The organism is Candidatus Francisella endociliophora (assembly GCF_000764555.1).
Classification (GTDB): domain Bacteria; phylum Pseudomonadota; class Gammaproteobacteria; order Francisellales; family Francisellaceae; genus Francisella; species Francisella endociliophora.
The window spans coordinates 1,493,242-1,518,348 of sequence record NZ_CP009574.1 but is presented as its reverse complement, the minus strand read 5'-3'; the positions used below and the strand labels follow the sequence as shown (position 1 = coordinate 1,518,348).

Genomic DNA, 25,107 nt, shown 5'->3' with positions numbered 1-25,107 from the left:
TAAATTATGAGTTACGAGATTTGATGATTTCATCAGCAATATTGCTTGGTACTTCAGAGTACTTCTCAAACTGCATTGAGAAAGACGCTCTACCTTGGCTCATTGAACGAACGTTAGTCGCATAACCAAACATCTCTGAAAGCGGCACTAAAGCATTAATTACTCTACCACTTGGATTTTCATCCATACCCTCAATGATACCTCTTCTTCTGTTAAGGTCACCCATAACATCACCAAGATAATCTTCTGGAGTCACAACTTCAACCTTCATAATTGGCTCAAGTATGCAAGCATTAGCTTTTTTAGCACCTTCTTTAATTGCTAGTGAACCAGCAATTTTGAACGCCATCTCAGATGAGTCAACATCATGATATGAACCATCAAATAAAGTAGCCTTAACTCCAATCATTGGATAGCCAGCTAGTACACCATTAGTCATTTGCTCCTCAATACCTTTAGCAACTGAACCAATATATTCTTTTGGCACCACACCACCAACAATCTCATCAACAAATTCAAAGATTTTCTCTTCGCCAGCATCATTAGTAGAAACCTCTAACGGCTCAAACTTAACAACAACATGACCGTACTGACCACGACCACCTGACTGACGAACAAACTTACTGTTTTGCTCAACCGTTGAACGGATAGTCTCTCTGTAAGCAACCTGAGGATTACCAACATTAGCTTCTACCTTAAACTCACGCTTCATACGATCAACAATAATATCCAAGTGAAGCTCACCCATTCCAGAAATAATTGTTTGACCAGACTCTTCATCAGTCTTAACTCTGAAAGATGGATCTTCCGCAGCCAACTTACCTAAAGCAATAGACATTTTCTCTTGGTCAGCCTTCGTTTTCGGCTCAACAGCAACAGAGATTACAGGCTCAGGGAACTCCATTCTTTCAAGAATAACAACATTATCCTGATCACAAAGAGTATCGCCAGTAGTTACATCTTTAAGACCAATACATGCAGCGATATCACCAGCACGTACTTCTTTAATCTCTTCACGCTTATTAGAATGCATCTGCACAATACGACCCACACGCTCTTTTTTACCCTTAACTGGGTTGTAAACAGCATCGCCTGACTTAAGCACACCCGAGTAAACACGTATGAATGTTAAGTTACCAACAAATGGGTCTGTAGCCAGCTTAAATGCAAGAGCAGCAAACGGCTCTTTATCCGATGACGGACGAGAAGCTGGCTCACCATCTTCAGTTTCACACTTAATAGCAGCAACCTGGTTAGGTGCTGGTAAATACTCAATAACACCATCAAGAACAGCTTGAACACCCTTGTTTTTAAACGCAGATCCACAAAAAGCGAGAACGATCTCATTATTAAGAACTCTTGTGCGCAGACCTTGCTTAATTTCAGCCTCAGAAAGCTCGCCTTCTTCAAGATACTTTTCCATAAGCTCTTCAGATGACTCAGCAGCAGCCTCAATCATTTCCATACGCAGCTCTTCAGCTCTTTCTTGAAGCTCTGCAGGAATATCGACAAGATCATAAGTAAGACCAAAGTCATCTTCATTCCACATGATTGCTTTCATCTTAATAAGATCAACAACACCTTTGAAATCTTCCTCTGCACCAATATTTAACTGAACAGGAACAACATTTGCTTTTAGCCTTGTTTTGATTTGACCACAAACTCTTTCGAAGTCTGCGCCAGATCTATCCATTTTGTTTACAAATACGATTCTTGGAACACCGTACTTGTTAGCTTGACGCCATACAGTCTCAGACTGAGGCTCAACACCAGATGAACCACAAAACACAACTACAGCACCATCTAATACACGTAGAGAACGCTCTACTTCAATTGTGAAGTCAACGTGACCCGGAGTGTCAATAATATTGATACGATGCTCAGGGAACTGCTGATCCATACCAGACCAGAAAGTGGTTGTAGCAGCAGAAGTAATTGTAATACCTCTCTCCTGCTCTTGCTCCATCCAGTCCATAGTAGCTGCGCCATCATGCACTTCACCAATCTTATGAGAAAGACCAGTATAGAAAAGGATACGTTCAGTAGTCGTTGTTTTACCTGCATCCACGTGGGCACAGATACCAATATTTCTATATTTTTCTAAACTTGTTTTACGAGACACTTTATATTCCCCTTATTACCATCTGAAGTGAGCAAATGCTTTGTTAGCTTCTGCCATTTTATGAGTATCTTCTCTCTTCTTAACAGCAGCACCTCTACCTTCTACAGCTTCAAGAATCTCAGCAGCAACCCTGTCACCCATAGTATTCTCTTTTCTCTTACGAGCAGCATCTATAATCCATCTCATACCTAAAGTTTGACGACGCTCAGGTCTAACTTCTACAGGAACTTGATATGTAGCACCACCAACACGACGAGACTTAACCTCTACCATAGGGCTAACACTTTCTAAAGCATTTTCAAAAACTTCAACTTCATTAGCAGAAGCATCTTTTGCTTTAATTTTATCAAACGCACCATATACAATTTTTTCAGCTACTGATTTTTTACCATCTAGCATAATATGGTTAACAAACTTAGCAACAACCTGACTCTTATACTTAGGATCAGGTAGAATATCTCTTTTAGGAGCTCTATTTCTTCTAGACATTTTTATACCTTTTTCAAATGTTAAATTTTAAACACAAACTAAGACTTAGGACGCTTCGTACCATACTTAGAACGACCGTGCTTACGATTATTAACACCTGAAGTATCTAAAGCACCCCTAACGATGTGATAACGCACACCTGGTAAATCTTTAACCCTACCACCTCTGATAAGCACAACACTGTGCTCTTGTAGGTTATGACCTTCACCACCAATGTAGCTAGTTACCTCAAATCCACTCGTTAATCTTACACGAGCTACTTTTCTAAGTGCTGAGTTAGGCTTCTTAGGAGTTGTAGTATAAACTCTCGTACAAACCCCTCTTCTTTGAGGGCAAGCCTTCAACGCAGGAACCTTAGACTTAACAACCGATCTCTTGCGAGGGTTGTTCACCAACTGATTTATAGTTGCCATTAGTTATTATTCTCCGTTTATTTATCAGTTTTTATTTAATTAAACTCTTAACACTACACACAAGCAATGATTGTGCAAAAATAGCATTAGACAAACATATTAACAAAAATACAATAAAAAGAAAAGAAGAAAGTAAAAAGATCTATTTAATTGAAGAACCAAAAACTGATTTAAATGCACTATATAGATAATTAAGCATAGAATAAACTGTTAGAACAACCGCTATATAAAGCATTAAAAATCCAAGCAAAATAAACCAAGTATTAAAACTTGTATAATCAAGCGAATGTCTAAAATCTATAGCAGGTTTAATCAAAAAGATAAATAAAGCAGCCATTTGTGCAACAGTCTTAACCTTACCCCACATACCAACCTTGACAACACTTCTCTGACCAAGCTCTGCCATCCATTCACGCAATGCTGAAACCAAAATCTCTCTACAGATCATGATAATAGCTGGAATAGTTGCCCACCAATAAGGATACATTTCTATAAATAAACAAAGAGCGGTAGCCACAATAAGCTTATCAGCAACAGGATCCAAAAACGCTCCCAATTTACTAGTCTGCTCCCATTTACGCGCTAAATACCCATCTAACCAATCAGTCGCAGCACCAAGCAAAAATAAAGTCGCAGTTATGCCATGATGATGAGGAAAGTTAAAATAATAGCATATAACGATAAATGGAATTAAAGCCAATCTACCGAAAGTAAGAATATTTGGGATATTAAAAAACATATCTACACTCCTGTATGACCAAAGCCTCCGTCAGCTCTGACAGTTTGTTGTGAAAAATCTTCTACAACTGTAAAATTTGCCTGAACGATTGGAACTATGACAAGTTGAGCAAACCTCATCAACGGCTCTATCTCAACAACCTCTTGCGATCGGTTAAAACATGAAACCATCAACTCACCTTGATAATCAGAATCAATAAGACCAGTACCATTACCAAGCACCAAACCTTTTTTGTGTCCAAGACCAGACCTTGGAAGAATCATCGCCGCATAGTTAGGATTTGCGATATTTATAGCAACACCCGCACCAATAAGCTTACACTCCCCTGGCTTTAGAAACTCTTTTTCAGAAATACACGCTCTTAGATCTACCGCTGCAGAGCCTTGAGTACCGTATTCAGGAATTTCCTTAATAATCTCCTTATTTAAAACCTTTAGCTCTATATTCATAATACTTCCTTAAAAAACAAATACACCAGCAAAATAGCCAAGCATAACAAAAACAGGTAATGTTGGCATGTAACCATCAAGCCTATCAAGAAGACCACCATGCCCTGGCAAAATATTACCACTATCCTTAACACCTGCGATACGCTTCATCATACTCTCGAACACATCACCAACCACAGATAAAACAGCTGTTAACGCAGAAATTATCAACATAAAGACATACTGCTCAAAACTCAAATCCATATAAAAAAGAAAAACAGCCGCAACCACAACCGCACTAGCCAAACCTCCCAACAACCCTTCAATAGTCTTATTAGGACTCAGCCTAGGAAGCATTTTACGCTTACCAATAGCCTTACCAGCGAAATAAGCTCCACTATCAGCAGCAGCCACAACCAAGATAAACATAAATATCCATGCAACATTATTACTATGCAACACATACAAAGAAGCAGCAAATGGCGAAATTGCAAAAAGCCCCATAATCAACATTTCCATAGAAGATATAGAGTTAATTTTCTGACGTTCATATTGGCTCAGCCTAAATATTGCATATAGCCAAAATATAGGAAATACATATTGCAAATAAACAAAAAACTCCGAAACAACAAACACAGAGACTGAGAAAATAATAAGATTTCTAATTACAGATTCCTCTTCTACTTTTGCAAGCCTCATCCACTCATAAGCGGATAAAACGGCAACGAGAAATACTCCCACGCCAAACAAGTAGCTCGTAGCATAAAGTAAAAAACTAAAAACCACAGCAACTAAAACAACGCCCGTTATTATTCTTTGTATCATAACTTCCTCTTATTTAATTTGTTCGCCACTTTTACCAAATCGTCTTTGACGAGAATAAAAACACTCTACCGCCTTATGCAGCTCTTTTTTTGAAAAGTCAGGCCACATAACATCTGTAAAATACATCTCAGCATAAGCCATCTGCCACAACATAAAATCACTTAATCGAACCTCGCCACTTGTTCTAATAAGTAAATCCACAGGAATATCTCCTGCAACAAGCTCTTTCGCAAAACCATCTTCATCGATGTCGTCCACCCCCAACTGCTGAGACTGAACCTTTTTAGCCATAGACTTAACTGCTTGCAAAACATCCCAACGACCAGCATAATCAACAGCTAACCTAAGTTCAAGTCCAGTATTATCTTGAGTAAGAGACTCACAAGATTCAATCATACCCTCAAGCTTCTCAGAAAGTCGAGTCCTATCTCCAACAACTTTTAAAACAATATTATTTTTATGTAGTTTTGGAGTCTTATCCTTCAAAGTCTTATAAAAAAGATCCATCAAATCAGAAACTTCTTTTTCAGGTCTTGACCAATTATCTCTACCAAATGCAAAAAGAGTTAAAATCTCGATGTCATTCTCAACACAATACTCAATTGTCGAGTCAACACTTGATATAGAACTTCTATGACCAAAAATACGAGGCTTTAGCTTACTTTTTGCCCAACGCCCATTACCATCCATAATTATAGCAACATGTCTAAGAGCATTTTCCTTAGCCAAAGTCATAATAAGTCATATAATAAAATTAAATTAGATAAATAATAAGAAAGAATAGAGAGAAATACAAGCTTTATTAGGAAATCTAAAGAATTAGACTGCCATTAAATCTTGTTCTTTTTTAACGGCTAAAGCATCGGCTTGAGCAATCATTTTATCTGTGATTTTTTGAATATTGTCTTCTGCTCTTTTAGCATCATCTTCTGTTATTTCTTTCTCTTTAAGAAGTTCTTTGATGTCACCATTTGCATCACGACGAATATTTCTAATAGATATTCTACCACTTTCAGTTTCAGACTTAACAAGCTTAACAAGCTCTTTTCTGCGCTCTTCATTAAGTGCTGGCATAGGGACTCTCAAACTATCACCAAGGTTAGTAGGATTAAGACCAAGATCAGAAGTAATAATAGCCTTCTCGATCTGACCTGAAAGACCCTTCTCCCATGGAGTAATACCAAGAGTTCTTGCGTCTAACACATTTACATTAGCGACCTGAGTGATAGGAGTAGCAGAACCATAATAATCAATAGTTACATGAGCCAAAATATCAGGATGAGCTCGACCAGTCCTGATTTTAGCTAAATCATCAGCTAAAACATCCAACGTCTTACTCATTCTATTTTCAGCATCTTTTAGAATTTCGTTTATCATAAAACAATCCTTTTTTTGAAAAATTAATTAGTCTAAAGTAACCCAGGTACCATGCTTTGATTCAACAACAGCATCAATCAAAGCATTTGGCTGAGTTAAATCAAACACATATATTGGAATACCAAAATCTCTACATTGAGTAAATGCTCCCAAATCCATAACATTTAGCTCCTTGCTGACCACTTCTGAGAAAGTCACCTTCCCAAAGCGTTTCGCATCAGAATATTTATTTGGATCTTTATCATACACACCATCAACAGTTGTAGCTTTTAGTAAAGCATCTGCACCAACCTCAACCGCCCTAAGACTAGCTGTAGTATCAGTAGTTACAAATGGGTTACCCGTACCACCAGCAAATATCAAAACCTTACCTTTAGCAAGCTCTTGATTAAACTCATGCGCACTAGCAACTTTTAGCAACCCATCAACACCCTTTGCTGAAAAAGCTTCGGCTTCAACACCTCCACTTATTAGCATATCACGCAAAGCTAGAGCATTAATCATAGTAGCAATCATACCCATAGAATCTGCAGTAGCTCTCCTAATTTTGTCACCAAAATTAGCTCTACCCCCACGCAAGATATTACCACCACCTACAACTACAGCTAACTCAACACCTAAGTCAACAAGAGTTTTGATTTGATTAATGATAGCAGCAGCAGACTCAACATTTATACCAAAACCCTGATCTGCTGATAAAGACTCTCCGCTTAACTTAAGAAGAATTCTCTTAAGTTTTAGAGATTTTTGAGAACATTCTAACGAATCATTAGACATATATTAACCTTTGATTTGGCTCATCACCTCTGCTGCGAAGTCTTCTTCTTTCTTCTCGATACCTTCACCAACATCTAAACGGATAAAGCTAACAACTTTAGCATCTTTAGATTTAACTAATTGCTCAACTTTAACATTAGGATCTTTAACAAAAGCTTGACCTAAAAGAGCAACTTCATCTAAGAACTTACGGATTCTGCCACCAATCATCTTCTCGATGATCTCAGCAGGCTTACCACTTTCTTTAGCTTGAGCTGTAAAGATTTCTTTTTCTTTAGCCACAACATCAGCTGGAACATCATCACCTGACACAACCATAGGATTTACAGCTGCAACGTGCATCGCAATATCCTTAGCAAGATCTTCATCACCACCTTCTAGAGCAGCAACCACACCAATTTTACCACCATGAACATAAGCACCTAAAGTACCAGCTTCTACAGATTTAACTCTACGAACCTGAATGTTCTCACCGATTTTAGCGATTAGAGACTTACGAGCTTCTTCAACTGTTTCACCAGTTGAAATTTTAGCTTCTAAAACTTCTTCAATAGTTTTTGCATTAGCAGCATGAGCAGCCTTTACAGCTTCTTGAGCGAAGTTTTTGAAAGTATCGTCTCTTGCAACGAAGTCAGTCTCAGAGTTAATTTCAAGTAATACAGCCTTACCGTCAGCAGCATAAGCTTCGATAACACCTTCAGCAGCAACACGAGAAGCTTTTTTATCAGCTTTCGCTTGACCAGAGATTCTCATCTCTTCAGCAGCTTTTTCAATATCACCTTCAGCAGCAACTAGAGCTTTTTTACACTCCATCATGCCAGCACCAGTTCTTTCTCTAAGTTCCTTTACTAATTTAGCAGAAATATTTGACATTGTTTTATTCCTTGTTTGTTTTCTTATGCTTCTTGTTGAGCTTCAGTTTCATCAGCTTTTGCAGCTACAGCTCTATCTAAACCTTGAGCATCAATAACAGCATCAGCAAACTTAGTCATATAGAAAGATATAGACTTAACAGCATCATCATTACCTGGGATGATATAATCAATACCTTCTGGGTTTGAGTTAGTATCCACGATTGATACAACTTTGATACCTAGTTTTTGAGCTTCTTGAATAGCGATATGTTCTTTGTTGCTATCGATAACAACGATAGCATCAGGGATACCACCCATCTCTTTAATACCACCAAGAACTTTTTCTAATTTCTCGATAGTTCTAAGGTTTTGAAGCATTTCTTTCTTAGTTAAAGATTCTAGAGAACCATCTTCTCTCATCTTCTCTAATTGAGCTAATTTTTTGATAGATTGTCTAACTGTTTTGTAGTTAGTAAGCATACCACCTAACCATCTATGGCTAACGAAAGGCATACCACATCTTTTAGCTTGCTCTTCAACGATATCTTGAGCTTGTCTCTTAGTACCAACAAAAAGAACTTTACCACCATTAGCAACAGTTTTGCCAACAAAGTTAACAGCATCTTGGAAAAGAGGAACTGTTTTTTCTAAATTGATGATATGAACACCATGATTAATACCGAAGATGTACTCATCCATTTGAGGGTTCCAGAAAGCTTTTTTGTGTCCGAAGTGAACACCTGCAGATAACATTTCTTTCATTAAAGACATTTTGATTTTCCTTATTTGGGTTATATCTAGTATCTTAGCTGCGCCAAATATCCTTTAGAAGACACCCTTTGACACAACAAATTATGCAAGATACATGATTTATTAATTAAACATGTTTGCTTAAAAATTATAAGCTTGCACATTTTAGCATAAGTAGATCAGAGATTACAAAGCTTTTTGAAAAACCGAATTAAAAAATTGTGCATTTAGATATTCCACACACTTTTTGAGTTTTATCCATTCGCTTCATTCTTTCTTGACGATCTTCTTCCAGCTTAGATTTTCTTTCTAAAAAGTCTTTTTTAGCCTTTCTTTCAATACTTTTTCTAAGAGACATCTCATTTTTCTTCAGAGCACTGCTCTTTTTATCCAAATCTCGTTTTTTCGCTAACTCACCAGCCTTACGTTGCTCCTTACGCCTCTGATTTTCCAACCTCACTTCCCAATCTTGAACTATCTCATTAGTAGAGAACTTTGGATATTCTTCAAAATTTATAGGTATCTCGGCATTCTTGAAATCAAAATAACCATGCTTGATAATATAATCAGATAATTTTTTTAAGTTATTAAAGCTTTTATGCTCTAATACCGTTCTTATCAACTCTCCTTCATTATTCGGATACATGAGCTCATCTATGGACTTTTCAAAATCAGTAGACTGTTTTTTAACTGTCTTAAATTTCTCACCCAAGTATTTTGGATATTCTTTTTGAAACTTTCTCAAATATCTCTTGCGAGCGCCAAAATCTAACATTAAATCATCTTCGCTTGATTCAGAACTTGAGTCCTCTTCACCTGACTCAGATTCAGACTTATACTCATCCCCAAATAATCTATGAAAATCAGTTTGAAGAATTTCCTGATTTTCTTCTATTTCTATATCGCTACCTATATCTGAAGAGTATTCAATTTCATCATTTAAATTTATTGAAAAATGCTTTCTTACCAAAAAACCTTTGAAGATAGGCCACGAGCTCAACTGCTTTCTTATAAAATATTTCCAAGCTCGCTTAAAAGATCTTGAACTTTGTACTTTCTCAAATACACCCTCTTTAATTAAGCTCTGCTTAAAAATACTGTTATTTGAACTCACCGCCATGCCCATAAAGTATTCATATAGGCTATGTCCACCATTCACACCACATATAATATAACCGCTCACTAAAAAGATGTCTAAAGAAATACCTGAAAGAACATGTTTGTACTTATCGTCTTTAACACAGAGATATTCCATAACATTTGGTAGCAGTAAAGCCCACGTTGAAATACCATTAACATATACTTGCTCTTGATCCTTCATCAACTTTACCCATGGGGAGCTACTATTTTGATCAAGCTCACTGTATAAAGCAGAATGATACATATCCCTTTCACTCTTATGTACAAGATACTTAAGAGTGTTATGTGTTGGCTTTTTTACAACTATGCCTTCATAGTTAGTAAACCTTCTATCCTTAATCCTTTTTCTTCCCTTACCATGAGTAAAAAGCCTATCCTTATCAGCTAGCTGTTTATTTTCTATCGCTACAGCTAATATTTCATGTTCTAAGTCATTCCTCCCAGAACTAGTAATAGTCCAATTACTCATCTGAACCAATACAACAAACCTAACCCCTTCAATTTTCAGTTTGAGGACTTCATTATCCTTATCACAAGCATGCTGCTTAACAAGGTCTTTCAATAAATATTTAGCTTGCACCAATTGGTATAAATCACGACGATTAGCATCACTATCTTTAAAATTAGATTTGTTTATAAACTGATATGATTTATAATTATTATCCTTAATAATTTTTATAAACTCATCATAAGTATTATAATCAGACCCTATAAAATGAAACTCTTCTATTTTGTCACTAACATATTTTTCAATATCGCTGCATAGATAATCATTAATACCTCTCAACGCTTTAGTAATTTTTACATAATCCTCAAGAGCATATTTACAAATCAGAGTTAACAACAACCTATGATCGTGCTCACCCTTTCTTGACAAAGGAGAAAGTAGTTCCTGAACCATATTCTCAAGTTGCTCTTTACTTAATTTCATAAAAGAAAATCATTAAATAGCTAGTTATTTAATATTAAACAGACATGGATCACCTTTCAAGGAAAAGTGACAACTCTACAATATGTTTAGTAAAATTTCTTTATATATAAACAAAATGGTAGAATAGCAAAATTAACAAATTAATTAATATTTATAAAAATGATTTCACTAATTGTTGCATATGATAAAAACTTAGGAATAGGCAGAGAAAACACGCTAGCTTGGAAGCTTTCTGAGGATCTAAAAAACTTCAAAAAGATAACTGAAAATAACTATATCGTAATGGGCAGAAAAACTTTTGAATCAATTGGGCGCCCTCTTCCAAATCGCAAAAACATAATACTAACTAGAGATAAAGAGTATAAGCAAGATAAATGCCTAACAATCAATAGTACTCAAGATATATTAAACTTTGCTCAATCAAAACCTCATTATGAAATCTTTATAATTGGTGGTGCGCAAATATATGAACAGTTTTTAGAGCATGCTGATAGATTATATATCACAGAGGTAGATACCGAAATGAGTGATCTTGATGCATTTTTCCCTCAATGGGATCAATCAAAATATAAACGCATTGGTCACAAACAATTCAACAAAGACGATAAAAATGAATTTGATTTCTCATTTAGCGTTTTTGAAAAAAACTAGCTTACTATTTATCTTCTTACTTTTAGTTAGAGTTTTGGCGTTTTGTGATGTATAGTGAATATACAAATATTCGAAATACTGAGAGGATAAAATGCCCGTTGAAACATCTGATACAGTCTTAATGGTGGATCCAGAATATTTTGCCACTGCCACATTTGATACTGACATAGATAATAAATCATTTCAAAGGAAAGTTAGCATCAAAGGAAAAGCTATCCAAGCCCTAGCTAAAGAAGAATTCTATGAAATGGTTAACTATATAAGAGCCCAGAATATAAAAGTCATCATCATGAAATCCCCAAAAGATGCTCCTGATGCAGTATTTACAAATGATTGGCTATCAACACATGTAATAGATGGTAAACCATATGTTTTTGTTTATCCAATGTATGCAGAAAGCCGCAGGAAAGAAGTACAAGTAAAAGAGCTGCTAGCGGCTTTAAAAGCTAACACTGGAATTACTTATCAAGTCAAAGATTTTCGTGGTGATTATTCCAAAGCATTAGAAGGCAATGCTTCACTTGTATTTGACAACTGTACTAAAAAGATTTTTTTATCTAAATCTTCTCGTGCTGATGAAACAGTCGCACAACAAGTTGCTGACGAGCTAGGTTTTGAATTAATATGTTTTACAGCCTATGATCATACTGATAAGCCAGTATTTCAAACAACTCAAATGCTTAGCATTGGAGAAAAACTAATTTTTGTTTGCTCAGAAGCAATTAAATGCGATAAAGAACGAGAAATAATACTTAAAGTGCTAGAAAAATCAAACAAGACTATAATTGATGTTTCTATAGGACAAATCTTTCTTCGTTGTTGTAACAGCCTTGAAGTTAAGAATAAACAAGGAAAAAACTATTTAATATTATCTGCAATGGCAGATATGGGATTCACAAAAGAACAAAAAGAGGCCATTGATAAATATTGTACAAGATTACCATGCAATGTAAAAACAATTGAAGACCTTGGTGGCGGCACAGCTAGATGTATGGTTGCAGAAATACTAAAACCCTAAAACACTCTGAATAACCATCTATAGAATAATTAAACTTCCTCTTAAATAAATCCTAAAAACAAAAAAGCCGTATAACTTCTCAGCTATACGGCTTCTAATTTGTGGCATCCCGTAGGGGATTCGAACCCCTGTTGCCGCCGTGAAAGGGCGGTGTCCTAGGCCTCTAGACGAACGGGACATAAGACTTTTCAAACCACTGTCTCCAGCGGAATAATGAGTATTATAATGACTTTTAGACTCTAGTCAAGCAGTTTTTAAATATTTTTACTTTTTTATGCTATGACCAATTAATATAGTGAGCTATTAATATAAAAATCCAAGATACGAAGTACATAAAAATAATAAAAGGTATAATCGCTCTTAACCACTTCACATACGACACCTTAGCCAAAGCTAACATTGCTAAAGTCCCTCCCGCTGTTGGAGATATCATATAAGTAAAGCCATCTCCAACTTGGAATGCTAGTATCATAAGCTGTCTTTTCATCTCTACCATATCAGCAACAGGAATTAAAATAGGCATAGTAGCCAAAGCCTGTCCAGACCCACCAGGGATAAAGAAATTTATAACACTTTGAACTAATGTCATCAAAATAGCAGAAACAGAAGCTGGAATATAACTAAGCAAATCACCTAAATAATAAATAATAGAATCTATTATCTGCCCTTCTTTAAGAATTACTTGAATTGCTGCAGCCAAACCTATAACCAAAGCTCCAGGGGTAACTTTCGATGCACCCTCCATCATAAACTTCACATACTGATTAGGGTTATATTTACAAATAACCGCAACAAGCATAGATATAATTAAAAATACCGCAGCAATCTGATTAATATACCAAGGCATACCTAAGACTGATTGCCCATCAGATTTTGTTATACCTGAAAGGATTGAACAAACAGCTATAACGAGTATTCCTAAAGCAAAAACTAATATAATCAGAATATCTCTCAGGCTCATATGATAATCTTCAATATCTTTAGATAAAAGCGCTTTTCCTTCTTGACACTCTTCTTTAGGAGCTATGAATTTTGCTATATAAAAACCCAATATAGTCAAAGCTACAAAAACCATAATAGTTCGTAAACCAGCTCCTGAAAATAATGGTAAATCAGCTATTTTTTGCGCAACGCCAATAGTATATGGATTTATAGGGGACAGAGCAAAACCCATGCCTATACCACCAACAGCAATACACACACCAACGACTCTTGAAAGACCAAGAGCTGCTGATATTATCAATGCAACAGGTACTAATGCAATATTATTCTCATAGCCAACAGCTATTCCAAAAATACCATAGATATAAGTAGCCAAAAAGATTAGCAATGTCTTTCTCTTAAAGCCTATATGCTTAACTGCGGTTCCTATGGCATGCTCTAATGCTTGTGATTTATCAAGAAGGTGAAATAAGCCTCCAGCGATAAACACTATGAATAAATACTCTGATGCTGATTCTAGTCCTTTTGGAATTGCCTCAAACACACCAAATAGGCTAATACCATGATTAGGTAAATGATGAAAAAATTTAGTCCCAACAGCAGTAGCTCCACTAGCTACATCTTTAGAAAATTCGCCTGCTGGAATAATATATGTCAAAATTGAAGCTAAAACTATAACGATAAATATTATAACCATTGGATCACTAATTTTGTGATACCATCTTGAGTCTAATCTAACCTTATCACTCATAGCACTATTCCTATGAGTAATCAAATTCTTGTAAGAATCTCTGTATAACTCTAGCAGCTATAATAGCATCATTATAATCGATCTCTTCTTCAAAATGATGGCTTAAACCATCTTTGCAACGTAAGAATAACATTGAGATAGGAGTAAGATTAATCATAGCTAAACCATCATGGCCAGCACCACTAAACAGTGAAAAAGGAGCTTCACCTTCTTCTTTTATAGCATCAAGAAGTTGATCTTGCATCTTCTCATCACAGAAAGGTCCTTCCATCTCATAATTTTTAGTATAAGAAATTTTCACATTATATTCTTGCTCAATACTTTTAAAAAATTCAGCTATTTTCTCCATTGCTTCTTTTCTCAAACTACTATGTGGAGAGCGTATTTCAATCGTCATATCAACATGATCAGGAATCACATTAACAGCATTAGGAGATACATTTAACTCACCAACAACACCAACCAAATCTTTTGTTGATTTGAATAGCTTATCAGCAAAACGAATAATCTCTGCTCCAGCAACCAAAGCATCTTGTCTCATATTCATAGGAGTTGTACCAGCATGGTTTGCCTTGCCTTGAATATTTACAGCATACCTTTGTATTCCTGTAATAGCAGTTACCACACCAACTGGAAGCCCTTTTTGCTCAAGAACTGGACCTTGCTCAATATGTGCTTCAAAGAACCCAAGAACATCATCTTTATTTCTTTTACATTTTGCAATTTCATCTGGATTAGCTCCGATTGATTTAAGAGCATCATAAATTGATATACCATCTTTATCAGTAGCTTTTATTAAGGCATCTAGAGATACGTCTCCATTTAAAGCCTTACTCCCCAATAAAGTCTCTGGAAAGCGAATACCTTCTTCATCACCAAAAGCTATAAGCTCAATACTATAATCAAGCTCAATACCCGCATCGTGCATTTTCTTCAGTACATATAATGGTAAAAGTACACCTAATATTCCATCATATTTTCCACCCTCAATAACACTATCTTGATGAGAGCCTATAATTAAGGTTTTAGAGGTTTTTTTACCTTGCTTTCTACCAACAACATTTCCCAAAGCATCTAAGTGCGTTTCTAAACCTGCTTCTTGCATCCAGCCATCTATAACAGGGATAGTATGCTTGTGTTCTTTACTACAAAATAATCTAGTAACTCCTTTTTGTGATGAGCTAAAAGTTGCTGCCGTATCAAAGTACTTTTTTAACTCTGCAATATCATAATTAATCTTCATATTTATCTCTCTTATAGTTTTTCTTATTAAAAAAATGTCTTCTATCCAGCTTTGTGTGGATTATTTATAGTCGGTATGGATTTTATAAACTCTTGATAACTATTTGCAGTATAATATGAATATAGTTTTCTAATATCTGTTATAACTCCATTTTCAGAATAATCGACCCTTAGGTCACAAGGTGGAAGGTCTTCACTAACAACTCTTACAGCTATCGAAACAGCTCCTTGTTTATCTCCACCAGCTAACAATCCTGCCTCTAGCGAATCTATAATCTGTCCAACAAAATCATCACTCTTAGAATTCTCATACGCAGAAATCATATTATCTAAAACCTGCTTACCAGCTAGACGATTCCCTGCAACAGCTAAATTCTTCTTAAGGATATGTCCACAGAATGAATCGTTAAACTCACCTGTCCAACCTGCTGTATTACCCTGCTTATCCATGAGAATAAATTGGCGATAATTCGAATTGGAATCTTTTTTAATAATTTCTTTAAGAACTTGTGTTGAATTTTGGGCTTTTAGTAACTCTTCTGACCAATAGTGGTAAAGATGGTTGGTATAATACCCCTGTGTCGCTGAAACTATCTGATTTGGTAAAGCGTGATGAACAAAGCCTCCTACAGCAACAGATGCCGTAATAGTCCCTACACCATATTGTTTGCCTTTTTTAGCAATAATTGAATAAGTCAAAACAAAACCAAAGGTTAAGTACTAAACTTAAATACTAAAGGTTTTGCATACAGATATCTAGAGTTTAGTTTTTATTTATATCTAGCAAAAACCTGTCTTACTATATAGCTCGCGCTCTTTTACTCAAACTTATGTTTAATGGGTAGCATCAGCTATAGTAAAAACACTTACAAAACCACCTTCTTTTACGTGATCTCCCGTTGAAGACGTATTTTTAGAAGCATCAGAGGTTATATAGTTATTCAAATTAGCCAAATAAACATTAACTCCAGCATTACTATTTATAACATTATTGATAAATGTATTTCGAGCTTGATTAAATGAAATGTATAGATTACCACAATTAACTTCTTTTCCTTTAAACCACTGTGACTCTCTAGATATTGACATAGCATAGACAAAGCTCTTAGCACCTCCTTTCTGTGAAACATAAGGACCCATTATCCTAAAATGGTCTGTATACTCCCCAATATCTTTATTAAATGTAAGGGGAATATTTTTAAGATCTGTTTTTGAAGGAGTGCCTGATAGCTGAGAATAAATTTTGTCATCAAAATATACGCCATATCCACCACTATGATTAGCTGAATCAGAATTAGAGTACCCTAAGCTTTCGACAAAAGAAATCAAATAATTATTCGCCTCTTTTTCAGTATCAAAACCACTTAATACAAAAATAGAATTTATAGGCTCAACAGTATATCTCTCTGGCTGAGCAACTCCATTTATGAAAAAGTCCTTTTTACCTCGCCAATACACCCATGCAGCTGCAATATCATCTGGCAAAGAATCATCATCATAACTTTTAGTATTAACCATCATCCACTTACCTATTTTTGGTAATGATTGGGCAAGAGTTTGATCTAGTGGTGAGATAGTATAATCACGATCACTAGTATTAAAACTTATTTTATTCTTGGCTGGTTTTAACTTAGCTTGTTGCTTATTTGTTATGTTTTTTTGCTTCCAAGTTGATGTCTTTTCAAGATTTATTGGTTTAAACGTTAAACCACAGCCCTCTAAATTATTACCAAAATGATTATTTGAATATGCCGTAGCTAAAAAAGTAAGCATTATAAAGAAAGACAGTATTATTTTTCTCATATTATAATTCACACAGCTCCTTGATTGCTTTGTGTAGCCTTTGCACCACTTTTTGCTTACCAAGAAGCTTAAGAGTGATACCTATATCCGGCGACTGCCCAGAACCAGTAATCGCAACACGCAAAGGCATACCAACTTTACCCATACCAACTTCACATTGCTCTGCTGTAGCACTCACAACTCCATGTAAAGCACTAGGATCTTGCCATTGCTCTGTAGATAATGATTCAAAATTCTCTAGAAGCTGAATAAATATTGTCCCCGTTGCTGCTTTGATATGCTTCTTAACCGCTTTTTCATCATAACAAACATCTTCGTTATAAAAATAATCAGACTTTTCCGCAAGCTCTACAAGAGTATCAACTTTCTCAGCCATAACAGCTACTAGCTCCGCTAAATCTGGACCCTTAGCTATATCTAAACCTGCTTTTGTAAAATGATACTCAACTTCAGCACGAATATCTTCAAAGTTAGATTCTTTGATATAGTGTTTGTTTAACCACTTAAGTTTCTCAAAGTCAAAACGCGATGGTGATGCAGATATATGCTCAAGATTAAAGTCAGCAATCATCTCATCAATAGAGAAAATCTCTTGATCACCATGCGACCATCCTAATCTAACAAGATAATTAAGCATAGCTTGTGGTAGATAACCATCTTCTCGGTATTGCATAACATTAACAGCTCCATGGCGTTTAGAAAGTTTTGCACCATCTGGACCAAGTATCATTGGCACATGAGCAAATACTGGCACATCAGCATTTAAAGCTTTATAGATATTGATTTGTTTAGGAGTATTGTTGACATGATCATCTCCACGAATCACATGAGTAATACCCATATCCATATCATCCACAACTACACAGAAGTTATAAGTAGGCGAGCCATCTGCTCTTTGGATAATCATATCATCAAGCTCTTGATTAGCAATTGAAATTCTACCTTTGACGGCATCATCCCAGCTTACCACTCCATCAGTAGGATTTTTGAATCTAACTACAAAACTATCACCCTCTTTTGGCACATAGCTTGCATCACGACATTTGCCATCGTAACCTGTTTTAAGATTATTGGCTTGTTGATGTTCTCTCAACTCATCAAGCCTTTCTTTTGAACAGCTACAATAATAAGCTTTGCCTTCTGATATCAACTGATCAATGACCTCATGATATCTATCAAATCTCTTAGCTTGATAATAGATCTCTTCATCATTATTTAGACCAAGCCAACTCATACCATCTAAGATTGCATCAACAGCAGCTTGTGTTGATCTCTCAAGATCTGTATCTTCGATTCTTAGTAAAAACTTACCATTATTGTGCTTAGCATATAACCAGCTAAAAAGTGCCGTACGCACCCCACCAACATGTAAAAATCCTGTTGGACTAGGTGCAAATCTTGTTGTAATCATAATAAAATACCTTAGAAATAAAATTTGTTTAAAGATTAAACTAGAAAGAGAATTGTTGCAAGATTTTAAGTAGTATTAAGAGACTACTTTGCTTTGATAATATAGTAGACACTCACATTATATGGACGAGTTTCTGTATCACCACCGCTATCTATTGTATGAGTGTGAGCACCAGCATTTTTGGTTTCATCTGTATCTGTTTTAGAATAAACTCTCATAGCTTCACTACTATCAGCATCAAGCTTCATAGAAATATGCCCTCCATTATACGGTAATGTTTTCAGACCACTACCTCCTCTATAATCTTCATCTGTTCCCATTCGATCAATATATTTCTGATCATGCTCATGGTGATGACTTCCTGCAGAGTTTGTTTTAAAAGCATTACTTGGTCGAGCTGTTCTATCATCTTGTGTAGCTAAAACTGAACTGCCTTTAGCATTTTCATACTTACTATTAGTCCCAGCACCTCTAACAAACAAACCTCTAAAATCAGGGGTTCTACCATCTCTAAACATCGAATGTAACTTAGGATACTTATTAGAATCAATATCTTGACCATCCATAACTAACCATCCATCTGGTATCGTATTACTAACCCACATCACAACTGTACCAATAGGTACAGCAGAGTTAGTAACAACACGATAGTCCACAGCATTTGCTATTTCAGTACCATCTGTTTTGATAGCTTCTGTTATAGTTCCATCCCCTGCTATAGCATCTGTTACAGCTTTTTCTGAAACCTTCTCAGCCTCACTTGTAACTATAGCTAAACCACTGCCTGAGCTCATAGTCTCTGTTACAACTGCGCCTAAGCCTACTGTAGGTGTATAGTTTTCTTGAAGTGTTGCCGTTGCTACTTTGCTATCTAAACCAGTACTTCCATCATTAATTTTAGTCTGTAGAGTTTCAAAGTCGGCTTTAGGTGCTTTTGTATCAAGTTCAGTCTTAATAATACCACCATCATTTTGTGTTGCATTTTGTATCTTGGTGTCTACTGCTTTAGCCACAGCCCCTGACTGAGAGTCCTCAATATTTGTCTGTATAGCTTTTGCCAAATCACCTTGGGCATCTGCTACAGCCTTGTATATTAAACCTTGTATATTACTATCTCCAGCTTGATCTAATTCGCTCGGTGCTGATATTGCCTCTGTTATTAACTGCTCAACATCAGATTCATCAACTTTAGTAACTAAACCACTTCCTGAGTCCATAACTGTATTATCAAGAACCTCAAAATCAGTCTTAAGTGTATAACGATTCGCTAAATTCTGGTTTAATGTACTTCCTGAATTAGTCAACGCTGAAATTATACTACCACTTGGTGCTAATGCATCTGTAACTGCAATACTAGATCCTGATGATATAGCATTCCTAATCACTCCACTCTGCTCTGTAATAGCTTTATTAATTGCTACATTCGCAGCCTCTGTAACTATACCAGAACCTGTTCCTGTTTGAATATTTGTATTTATCAAGTCATTAACAACACTTGAGATATTACTATCTGCCGTAGTTATATTCTCAACTATAGCTCGAGATAAATCTCCATCTTTATCTACTATCGACTCATAGATGCTTCCACCTGATGAAGATAATGCATTTGTAATTGCTACACTACTTCCACTTGATATAGCCTCTGCAAATACCCCACTTCCAGATACTATCTGATTCTGCATTGCTTCCGCTATCACTCCATTCTCAGACAATATAGCTTTATATATATCTCCATCTTGCTTAACTGAATTTTGGATTTGTGTATTTATAACACTTGAACCACTATTTGCTAAATAAGTATTTAAGTCACTTGTCTTTGTATAATCTTTTAATGCACTTAATGGCGCCTTGCTCGGTAAACCATTATCAGAATCTGTAACTGTTGTATTTAACTCTTCGAAGTCAGATTTAAGTGTGTAACGATTCGCTAAATTTTGATTTAGTGTACTACCTGAGTCAGCTAATGCTGTAATTATACTACCACTTGGTGCTATCGCATCATTTACAGCTATGCTAGAACCAGATACTATCGAATTATATACAGGACCTTCTTTCTTCGTCACCTGATCCTCTATATCCTTAGCTATCGCTCCATTTGGTTCAGCTGCCTTACCAATGTTTTCATTTATCGCAGTTATAATGCTTCCTGATGAAGCCAGTGCACTTGTTATTTGATTATCAGCAGCTGTATTTATAGCTGCTGAAATATCACCTGTTCCGCTCGTAACTTGAGTCTTAATTGCTTCTGATATAGCCCCATCTTTAGCTGTCGCCTTAGTGATACTATTTTTTATCGACTCAGCTATAGCACCTGTTCCACTACTCACCTGTGCTTCAATTGCTTTAGCTATCGCTCCATCACTAGAAGTAACTGAGTCATATATACTACCACCTTCTTTTAATGAATCATCTATTGCTATACTCGACCCTGATACTATTGAGTCATATATAGGACCTTCTTTTGCTTCAATCTGTGATGAAATATCCGTTGCTATAGCTCCACCTTCTTTAGCTGCATCACCTATCGCTGTATAAATACTCCCACCTGATGATACCTGAGTGTTTATTATGCTATTAACTCCCGCTACATCTACTTTACTTGCAACAGCACCTGCTGCTGCTTCAGCTTTTTCTTTAGCCTCACTTGCTGATGTAGCTGCTGCTGTGGCACTTGTCGACGCTGTATTTGCAGAACTCTTAGCATCTGAAGCCTCTTTCTCTGTCGTCTTAATACGTTCATCATAACCACTAACTTCATCACTGATATCTGATACTTGCTTAACTAATCCGCCAGTCTTTGCCGCAGCACTTCCCGGAGTTCCTTCTACTAGCTTACTTAAATAATATATATTGTTATCTGTATTATTTACGAAAGTATTTAATTCCTTAGAATCAGGAATAAGAATATTGAAAGCCTCATCATTGCTCTCCCAAGCATCTCCTTTTGCTTTAAGATCACCTACTGTATATCTATAACCATCTTCTGGGGTGGATATAAACATCGACTGCCAGCGGTCTATATCTGCCTCGGTCCTATCACTCTCTTCCGAAAAAGCTAGACCTATATTACCACCCACGAATAGCGTTCCTAACAATACTTTTACCAATAACTTCTTACTCATTACTTATACCCTTTTATTATTACTTGTTTGTTATTTTGGTATCCCACAATCCAAAGCAGTCCCATAGTCTCTACCACTAGGTAAATCTAACTCTGCATTATTTGCTGCTTCTATATATCCTATTTGCTCCCAATAAGTCCCATTAAAAGCAGGGGTCGGAGCTTCTGTTTCTATATCCGGCCAGCTAAATCTACTTTGTGGCTGCGCACCATTTGCCAAACCAATTGCATTAGGATCCATAAAATATCCTTCTTTACAAATAAATGTTAAAGTTCCATCTGTACCACCATTACCTATCACCTCTGCAATATTGTCTTTAACAGCTGCACTAGCATTAGCAAACAATGATGCTGCTTCTGTCGCTGTTATAGTTGACCCAGTTGGCATATCGTAGGTAATTTGTGTAGGAAATACATAAAAACTAGAGGATTCATTGATGTTAACAACTTTACCATTTGATAGAGTAGCTGTTCCTGTAACACTAATATCTTGAGATCCCCAAGAGGTACCAAAATCCCTACCTGTGGGGTTATCTATATCACTACAACTATCTGTTTGGCATGCAGGTAAACCAACTGCTGTCAAGGCACTCGAGGTTGTTTGATTACTATCTCCTGGAAAAGACCATTCAACACTCGACAATAATCCACTTAAAGGCTTTTGGCTTAATGTCTGAATATGTTCTTTACCAAGAATATCTGTCGATACTCTAACTCTCGACTCAACAAGTTGAAAACTACAAAGATTATTAATGCATTGCTTAAGCAGCTCTACCCGAATTTCATCTTCTGTCTTGATGCAACCTGTCAATATACTTGATAACACTAATAAGAAACTAATAAATAATTTCTTTGGTTTCATATTAATCAACAACTAAAATAATTTTACTTAAGAATAATACAAACAAGATTAAATGTAAATATTACAATGTTTTTAAGATGATTATTAACATATTATTTTTTAATGATAAATTACCTAAATTATTTCTTTATTAAACCACTTTATAATACTCTCAACCACAGCCGGAGCCATAAACTCAGTATCATCAAGCTCAAACCATTTAACTTCAGAAATCTCAGCACATGGTTGAATTGGCTGTGTAATTTCCCCAGCATAGCAATGCACAGATACTGTATCTGTTCTGTCATGATTATCTGTAACAACCTCACCAAGATAGCTTAGCTCTGAAGGCTGCATTTGGATATTTAACTCTTCATCAAGTTCACGAATGAGAGTTTGCAATGGAGTTTCACCCTCATCTATCTTACCACCTGGAAAATACCAGATAGTATTATCACGGACTCTTACAAGAAGCATCTTATTATCTTTAACACAGAGTAAAGCAGAAGTTTTTATCATTACTATATTGTCATTTTAAATATAAGTTAAAAATTATGATTACAAAAAAGTTGAAATATCTCTACCCTAAAAAACATTATTGAAAAAATTTCTATAAAATAGTCTTATTAAGATTTAAATATTTTATTTTTCTATGAATATAGTCAAATATGCAAAAACTCGTTACACAACAAAAGATTACGATCCAACAAAAAAATTAACTGCTGAGCAAATCCAACAAATAAAAGATATTCTTAGATTCGCACCATCAAGTGTAAACTCCCAGCCTTGGCATTTTATACTAGCAACATCTGATGATGCAAAAGCTAAAATTGCTAAAGCTGCTGAGAATGTTCACCCTAAAAATGTAGCAAATATCAAGAACTGTTCTTTAGCTATTGTACTTTGTTATAAAACAAGCATCGACAATAATTATCTAGAGGAACTTCTTACTCAAGAAAGAAAAGATGGTCGTTTCCCTACTGATGAGTTTGAGAATATACAAAGAGAAGTGCGTAAAAAATTTGCATTAGCATACGCAGATAAACCACAAGAATTACAGAGTTGGGCAGAGAAACAGGTTTATATTAGTCTTGGTAATCTGTTACTTGGTTTGGCTGGCTTAGGACTACACGCTACACCAATGGAAGGAATTGAGCCTCATATAATAGATAAAGAATTTAATTTAGCTGAGAAAGGTTTTAAAACTTCTGTAGTTGTTACCATCGGCTATAGTTCAGAAAATGATTTTAATGCTAAGCTACCGAAATCAAGACTATCTGAAGAAAAGATATTTACTGAAATTTAGTTACTAGGAAATATTTCGATGAAAAATAATCTACAAAAAATCACTTCTCTTGATGATATGCGTAAAGTTTATCATCGTAAAGTTCCTAAAATGTTTATTGACTATTGTGAGTCTGGTTCATGGAAACAGCAAACCCTAAAATATAATCAGCAAGATTTTGACAAATATCTTTTTAAACAAAAAGTCCTTACAGATATTCAGCATCGCTCACTAAAAACTAAAATTCTTGGACAAGAATATAAAATGCCTTTAGCATTTGCTCCTGTAGGCTTACTCGGAATGCAGCATGCTGATGGAGAAATTCATGCGGCACGGGCTGCTGAAAAGTTTGGTATACCTTTTACCCTATCAACAATGTCTATCTGCTCTATCGAAGAAGTTGCAAAACACACAACTAAGCCGTTTTGGTTTCAGCTGTATATGATGAGAGACAGAACATTTATGGCAAATCTTATAGCAAGTGCAAAGCATACTGGCTGTAGTGTTTTAGTACTAACTGCTGATTTGCAAATGCTGGGAAATCGCCATGCTGATATAAAAAATGGCTTAACTGTACCACCAAAACCAACTTTAAAAAACCTAGTTAATCTCAGCACTAAAATTCCTTGGTGTTTGAATATGCTTAAAACTAGAAACAGAACTTTTGGTAATATTGTAAATCATGCTGAAAATAAAGGTGGTTTTGCATCTCTGGGTAAATGGACAAGTGAGCAATTTGATTTAAGCTTAAATTGGCATGATGTTGAATGGGTACAAAAGCAATGGAATGGCCCCATAATTATCAAAGGTATCATGTGCACAGAAGATGCTATTATGGCACAAAATACTGGTGCTGAAGCAATAGTTGTATCAAACCATGGTGGTCGCCAATTAGATGGGGCTCCATCAAGCATTTCTGTTTTAGAAGAAATAATTAGTGCCGTAGATACTAAGCTTGAAGTTCTGATTGATAGTGGAGTTCGTACTGGTCAAGATTTGCTTAAAGCAAAAGCTCTAGGTGCAACGGCTGGACTAATTGGTAGGCCTATGGTTTATGGTCTGGGGGCTTATGGTGAAAAAGGGGCTCAGAGAGTACTAGAAGTTTTCCATGAAGAAATGGATAAAACTATGGCATTTTGTGGGCATACTGATATTAATGAAGTTGATAAATCTATACTAATAAATGCCAACTAAACT

24 protein-coding genes and 1 tRNA gene are annotated in these 25,107 nt (G+C 35.8%); 4 read left to right on the top strand and 21 right to left on the bottom strand.

Annotation, left to right across the window (positions count from 1 at the left end; all coding sequences use genetic code 11):
* Positions 1-4: 4 nt before the first annotated feature.
* From fusA to QI37_RS07380, 12 genes are all read right to left on the bottom strand, one after another.
* The gene (gene fusA, locus QI37_RS07435; protein WP_040010072.1) at positions 5-2,122 is read right to left on the bottom strand and encodes an elongation factor G; all 2,118 of its coding nucleotides are present in this window, start codon (positions 2,120-2,122) and stop codon (positions 5-7) included.
* Positions 2,123-2,137: 15 nt separating this feature from the next.
* Entirely contained in the window at positions 2,138-2,611 is a 474-nt protein-coding gene (rpsG, locus tag QI37_RS07430; protein WP_040010069.1) for a 30S ribosomal protein S7, read from the bottom strand.
* A gap of 38 nt (positions 2,612-2,649) precedes the next feature.
* Positions 2,650-3,024: a 30S ribosomal protein S12 gene (rpsL, locus tag QI37_RS07425; RefSeq protein WP_003035357.1), complete on the bottom strand. Its 375-nt coding sequence runs from the start codon at positions 3,022-3,024 to the stop codon at positions 2,650-2,652.
* 142 nt (positions 3,025-3,166) lie between these two features.
* Positions 3,167-3,763 (bottom strand): CDP-diacylglycerol--glycerol-3-phosphate 3-phosphatidyltransferase, encoded by a 597-nt coding sequence (gene pgsA / locus QI37_RS07420; protein ID WP_040010062.1) that lies wholly within the window; start codon positions 3,761-3,763, stop codon positions 3,167-3,169.
* Positions 3,764-3,765: 2 nt separating this feature from the next.
* On the bottom strand, positions 3,766-4,212 hold the full coding sequence (gene dut / locus QI37_RS07415) for a dUTP diphosphatase (RefSeq protein WP_040010061.1): 447 nt from the start codon (positions 4,210-4,212) through the stop codon (positions 3,766-3,768).
* A 9-nt stretch (positions 4,213-4,221) separates the two neighbouring features.
* Positions 4,222-5,016, bottom strand: coding sequence for a phosphatidate cytidylyltransferase (locus tag QI37_RS07410; RefSeq protein WP_040010060.1), 795 nt, complete (start codon positions 5,014-5,016; stop codon positions 4,222-4,224).
* 9 nt (positions 5,017-5,025) lie between these two features.
* A complete protein-coding gene (uppS, locus tag QI37_RS07405) occupies positions 5,026-5,751 on the bottom strand; it encodes a polyprenyl diphosphate synthase (protein ID WP_040010058.1) in 726 nt (241 codons plus the stop codon).
* Positions 5,752-5,835: 84 nt separating this feature from the next.
* Positions 5,836-6,393: a ribosome recycling factor gene (gene frr / locus QI37_RS07400; RefSeq protein WP_040010057.1), complete on the bottom strand. Its 558-nt coding sequence runs from the start codon at positions 6,391-6,393 to the stop codon at positions 5,836-5,838.
* 27 nt (positions 6,394-6,420) lie between these two features.
* Complete coding sequence (pyrH, locus tag QI37_RS07395; RefSeq protein ID WP_040010056.1) at positions 6,421-7,170, bottom strand: UMP kinase; 750 nt, start codon at positions 7,168-7,170, stop codon at positions 6,421-6,423.
* A 3-nt stretch (positions 7,171-7,173) separates the two neighbouring features.
* A complete protein-coding gene (gene tsf / locus QI37_RS07390; RefSeq protein ID WP_040010055.1) occupies positions 7,174-8,043 on the bottom strand; it encodes a translation elongation factor Ts in 870 nt (289 codons plus the stop codon).
* A gap of 23 nt (positions 8,044-8,066) precedes the next feature.
* On the bottom strand, positions 8,067-8,795 hold the full coding sequence (gene rpsB / locus QI37_RS07385) for a 30S ribosomal protein S2 (protein WP_040010054.1): 729 nt from the start codon (positions 8,793-8,795) through the stop codon (positions 8,067-8,069).
* Positions 8,796-8,985: 190 nt separating this feature from the next.
* Complete coding sequence (locus tag QI37_RS07380) at positions 8,986-10,845, bottom strand: hypothetical protein (RefSeq protein ID WP_040010052.1); 1,860 nt, start codon at positions 10,843-10,845, stop codon at positions 8,986-8,988.
* A 159-nt stretch (positions 10,846-11,004) separates the two neighbouring features.
* Between QI37_RS07380 and QI37_RS07375 the strand changes: the two genes are divergently transcribed.
* Together QI37_RS07375 and QI37_RS07370 are read left to right on the top strand one after the other, a co-directional pair.
* On the top strand, positions 11,005-11,496 hold the full coding sequence (locus tag QI37_RS07375) for a dihydrofolate reductase (RefSeq protein WP_040010050.1): 492 nt from the start codon (positions 11,005-11,007) through the stop codon (positions 11,494-11,496).
* Positions 11,497-11,587: 91 nt separating this feature from the next.
* Positions 11,588-12,514 carry an arginine deiminase-related protein gene (locus QI37_RS07370; protein ID WP_040010047.1) on the top strand — a complete coding sequence of 309 codons (927 nt, stop codon included), beginning with the start codon at positions 11,588-11,590 and terminating at the stop codon, positions 12,512-12,514.
* A 102-nt stretch (positions 12,515-12,616) separates the two neighbouring features.
* Here the strand turns inward: QI37_RS07370 and QI37_RS07365 are convergent.
* The 9 genes from QI37_RS07365 to QI37_RS07325 form a co-directional block, all read right to left on the bottom strand.
* Positions 12,617-12,692: transfer RNA gene (locus QI37_RS07365), tRNA-Glu, on the bottom strand.
* A 99-nt stretch (positions 12,693-12,791) separates the two neighbouring features.
* Entirely contained in the window at positions 12,792-14,207 is a 1,416-nt protein-coding gene (locus QI37_RS07360) for a YfcC family protein (protein WP_040010045.1), read from the bottom strand.
* 10 nt (positions 14,208-14,217) lie between these two features.
* Positions 14,218-15,450 (bottom strand): M20 family metallo-hydrolase, encoded by a 1,233-nt coding sequence (locus QI37_RS07355; protein WP_040010044.1) that lies wholly within the window; start codon positions 15,448-15,450, stop codon positions 14,218-14,220.
* 41 nt (positions 15,451-15,491) lie between these two features.
* Positions 15,492-16,148 (bottom strand): DUF1028 domain-containing protein, encoded by a 657-nt coding sequence (locus QI37_RS07350; protein ID WP_040010043.1) that lies wholly within the window; start codon positions 16,146-16,148, stop codon positions 15,492-15,494.
* A 135-nt stretch (positions 16,149-16,283) separates the two neighbouring features.
* Positions 16,284-17,252, bottom strand: a complete 969-nt coding sequence (locus tag QI37_RS07345) for a hypothetical protein (protein ID WP_040010753.1) — start codon at positions 17,250-17,252, stop codon at positions 16,284-16,286.
* 1 nt (position 17,253) lies between these two features.
* Positions 17,254-18,663, bottom strand: coding sequence for a glutamate--tRNA ligase (gene gltX / locus QI37_RS07340; RefSeq protein WP_040010041.1), 1,410 nt, complete (start codon positions 18,661-18,663; stop codon positions 17,254-17,256).
* An 83-nt stretch (positions 18,664-18,746) separates the two neighbouring features.
* Entirely contained in the window at positions 18,747-21,785 is a 3,039-nt protein-coding gene (locus QI37_RS07335) for a tail fiber protein (RefSeq protein ID WP_081946997.1), read from the bottom strand.
* A gap of 30 nt (positions 21,786-21,815) precedes the next feature.
* The gene (locus QI37_RS07330) at positions 21,816-22,646 is read right to left on the bottom strand and encodes a DUF3281 family protein (RefSeq protein WP_040010039.1); all 831 of its coding nucleotides are present in this window, start codon (positions 22,644-22,646) and stop codon (positions 21,816-21,818) included.
* A 114-nt stretch (positions 22,647-22,760) separates the two neighbouring features.
* A complete protein-coding gene (locus QI37_RS07325) occupies positions 22,761-23,144 on the bottom strand; it encodes an NUDIX hydrolase (protein ID WP_040010038.1) in 384 nt (127 codons plus the stop codon).
* A 133-nt stretch (positions 23,145-23,277) separates the two neighbouring features.
* Between QI37_RS07325 and nfsB the strand changes: the two genes are divergently transcribed.
* Both nfsB and QI37_RS07315 read left to right on the top strand, forming a co-directional pair.
* The gene (gene nfsB, locus QI37_RS07320) at positions 23,278-23,931 is read left to right on the top strand and encodes an oxygen-insensitive NAD(P)H nitroreductase (protein ID WP_040010037.1); all 654 of its coding nucleotides are present in this window, start codon (positions 23,278-23,280) and stop codon (positions 23,929-23,931) included.
* 18 nt (positions 23,932-23,949) lie between these two features.
* On the top strand, positions 23,950-25,104 hold the full coding sequence (locus QI37_RS07315) for an alpha-hydroxy acid oxidase (RefSeq protein ID WP_040010036.1): 1,155 nt from the start codon (positions 23,950-23,952) through the stop codon (positions 25,102-25,104).
* Positions 25,105-25,107 lie beyond the last annotated feature (3 nt).

Bases quoted from the DNA above. Each gene is read 5' to 3' on its own strand.
- rpsG (WP_040010069.1), bottom strand. From the start codon at position 2,611: ATGTCTAGAAGAAATAGAGCTCCTAAAAGAGATATTCTACCTGATCCT.
- rpsL (WP_003035357.1), bottom strand. From the start codon at position 3,024: ATGGCAACTATAAATCAGTTGGTGAACAACCCTCGCAAGAGATCGGTT.
- pgsA (WP_040010062.1), bottom strand. From the start codon at position 3,763: ATGTTTTTTAATATCCCAAATATTCTTACTTTCGGTAGATTGGCTTTA.
- dut (WP_040010061.1), bottom strand. From the start codon at position 4,212: ATGAATATAGAGCTAAAGGTTTTAAATAAGGAGATTATTAAGGAAATT.
- QI37_RS07410 (WP_040010060.1), bottom strand. From the start codon at position 5,016: ATGATACAAAGAATAATAACGGGCGTTGTTTTAGTTGCTGTGGTTTTT.
- uppS (WP_040010058.1), bottom strand. From the start codon at position 5,751: ATGACTTTGGCTAAGGAAAATGCTCTTAGACATGTTGCTATAATTATG.
- frr (WP_040010057.1), bottom strand. From the start codon at position 6,393: ATGATAAACGAAATTCTAAAAGATGCTGAAAATAGAATGAGTAAGACG.
- pyrH (WP_040010056.1), bottom strand. From the start codon at position 7,170: ATGTCTAATGATTCGTTAGAATGTTCTCAAAAATCTCTAAAACTTAAG.
- tsf (WP_040010055.1), bottom strand. From the start codon at position 8,043: ATGTCAAATATTTCTGCTAAATTAGTAAAGGAACTTAGAGAAAGAACT.
- rpsB (WP_040010054.1), bottom strand. From the start codon at position 8,795: ATGTCTTTAATGAAAGAAATGTTATCTGCAGGTGTTCACTTCGGACAC.
- QI37_RS07380 (WP_040010052.1), bottom strand. From the start codon at position 10,845: ATGAAATTAAGTAAAGAGCAACTTGAGAATATGGTTCAGGAACTACTT.
- QI37_RS07375 (WP_040010050.1), top strand. From the start codon at position 11,005: ATGATTTCACTAATTGTTGCATATGATAAAAACTTAGGAATAGGCAGA.
- QI37_RS07370 (WP_040010047.1), top strand. From the start codon at position 11,588: ATGCCCGTTGAAACATCTGATACAGTCTTAATGGTGGATCCAGAATAT.
- QI37_RS07360 (WP_040010045.1), bottom strand. From the start codon at position 14,207: ATGAGTGATAAGGTTAGATTAGACTCAAGATGGTATCACAAAATTAGT.
- QI37_RS07355 (WP_040010044.1), bottom strand. From the start codon at position 15,450: ATGAAGATTAATTATGATATTGCAGAGTTAAAAAAGTACTTTGATACG.
- QI37_RS07345 (WP_040010753.1), bottom strand. From the start codon at position 17,252: ATGAGAAAAATAATACTGTCTTTCTTTATAATGCTTACTTTTTTAGCT.
- gltX (WP_040010041.1), bottom strand. From the start codon at position 18,663: ATGATTACAACAAGATTTGCACCTAGTCCAACAGGATTTTTACATGTT.
- QI37_RS07335 (WP_081946997.1), bottom strand. From the start codon at position 21,785: ATGAGTAAGAAGTTATTGGTAAAAGTATTGTTAGGAACGCTATTCGTG.
- QI37_RS07330 (WP_040010039.1), bottom strand. From the start codon at position 22,646: ATGAAACCAAAGAAATTATTTATTAGTTTCTTATTAGTGTTATCAAGT.
- QI37_RS07325 (WP_040010038.1), bottom strand. From the start codon at position 23,144: ATGATAAAAACTTCTGCTTTACTCTGTGTTAAAGATAATAAGATGCTT.
- nfsB (WP_040010037.1), top strand. From the start codon at position 23,278: ATGAATATAGTCAAATATGCAAAAACTCGTTACACAACAAAAGATTAC.
- QI37_RS07315 (WP_040010036.1), top strand. From the start codon at position 23,950: ATGAAAAATAATCTACAAAAAATCACTTCTCTTGATGATATGCGTAAA.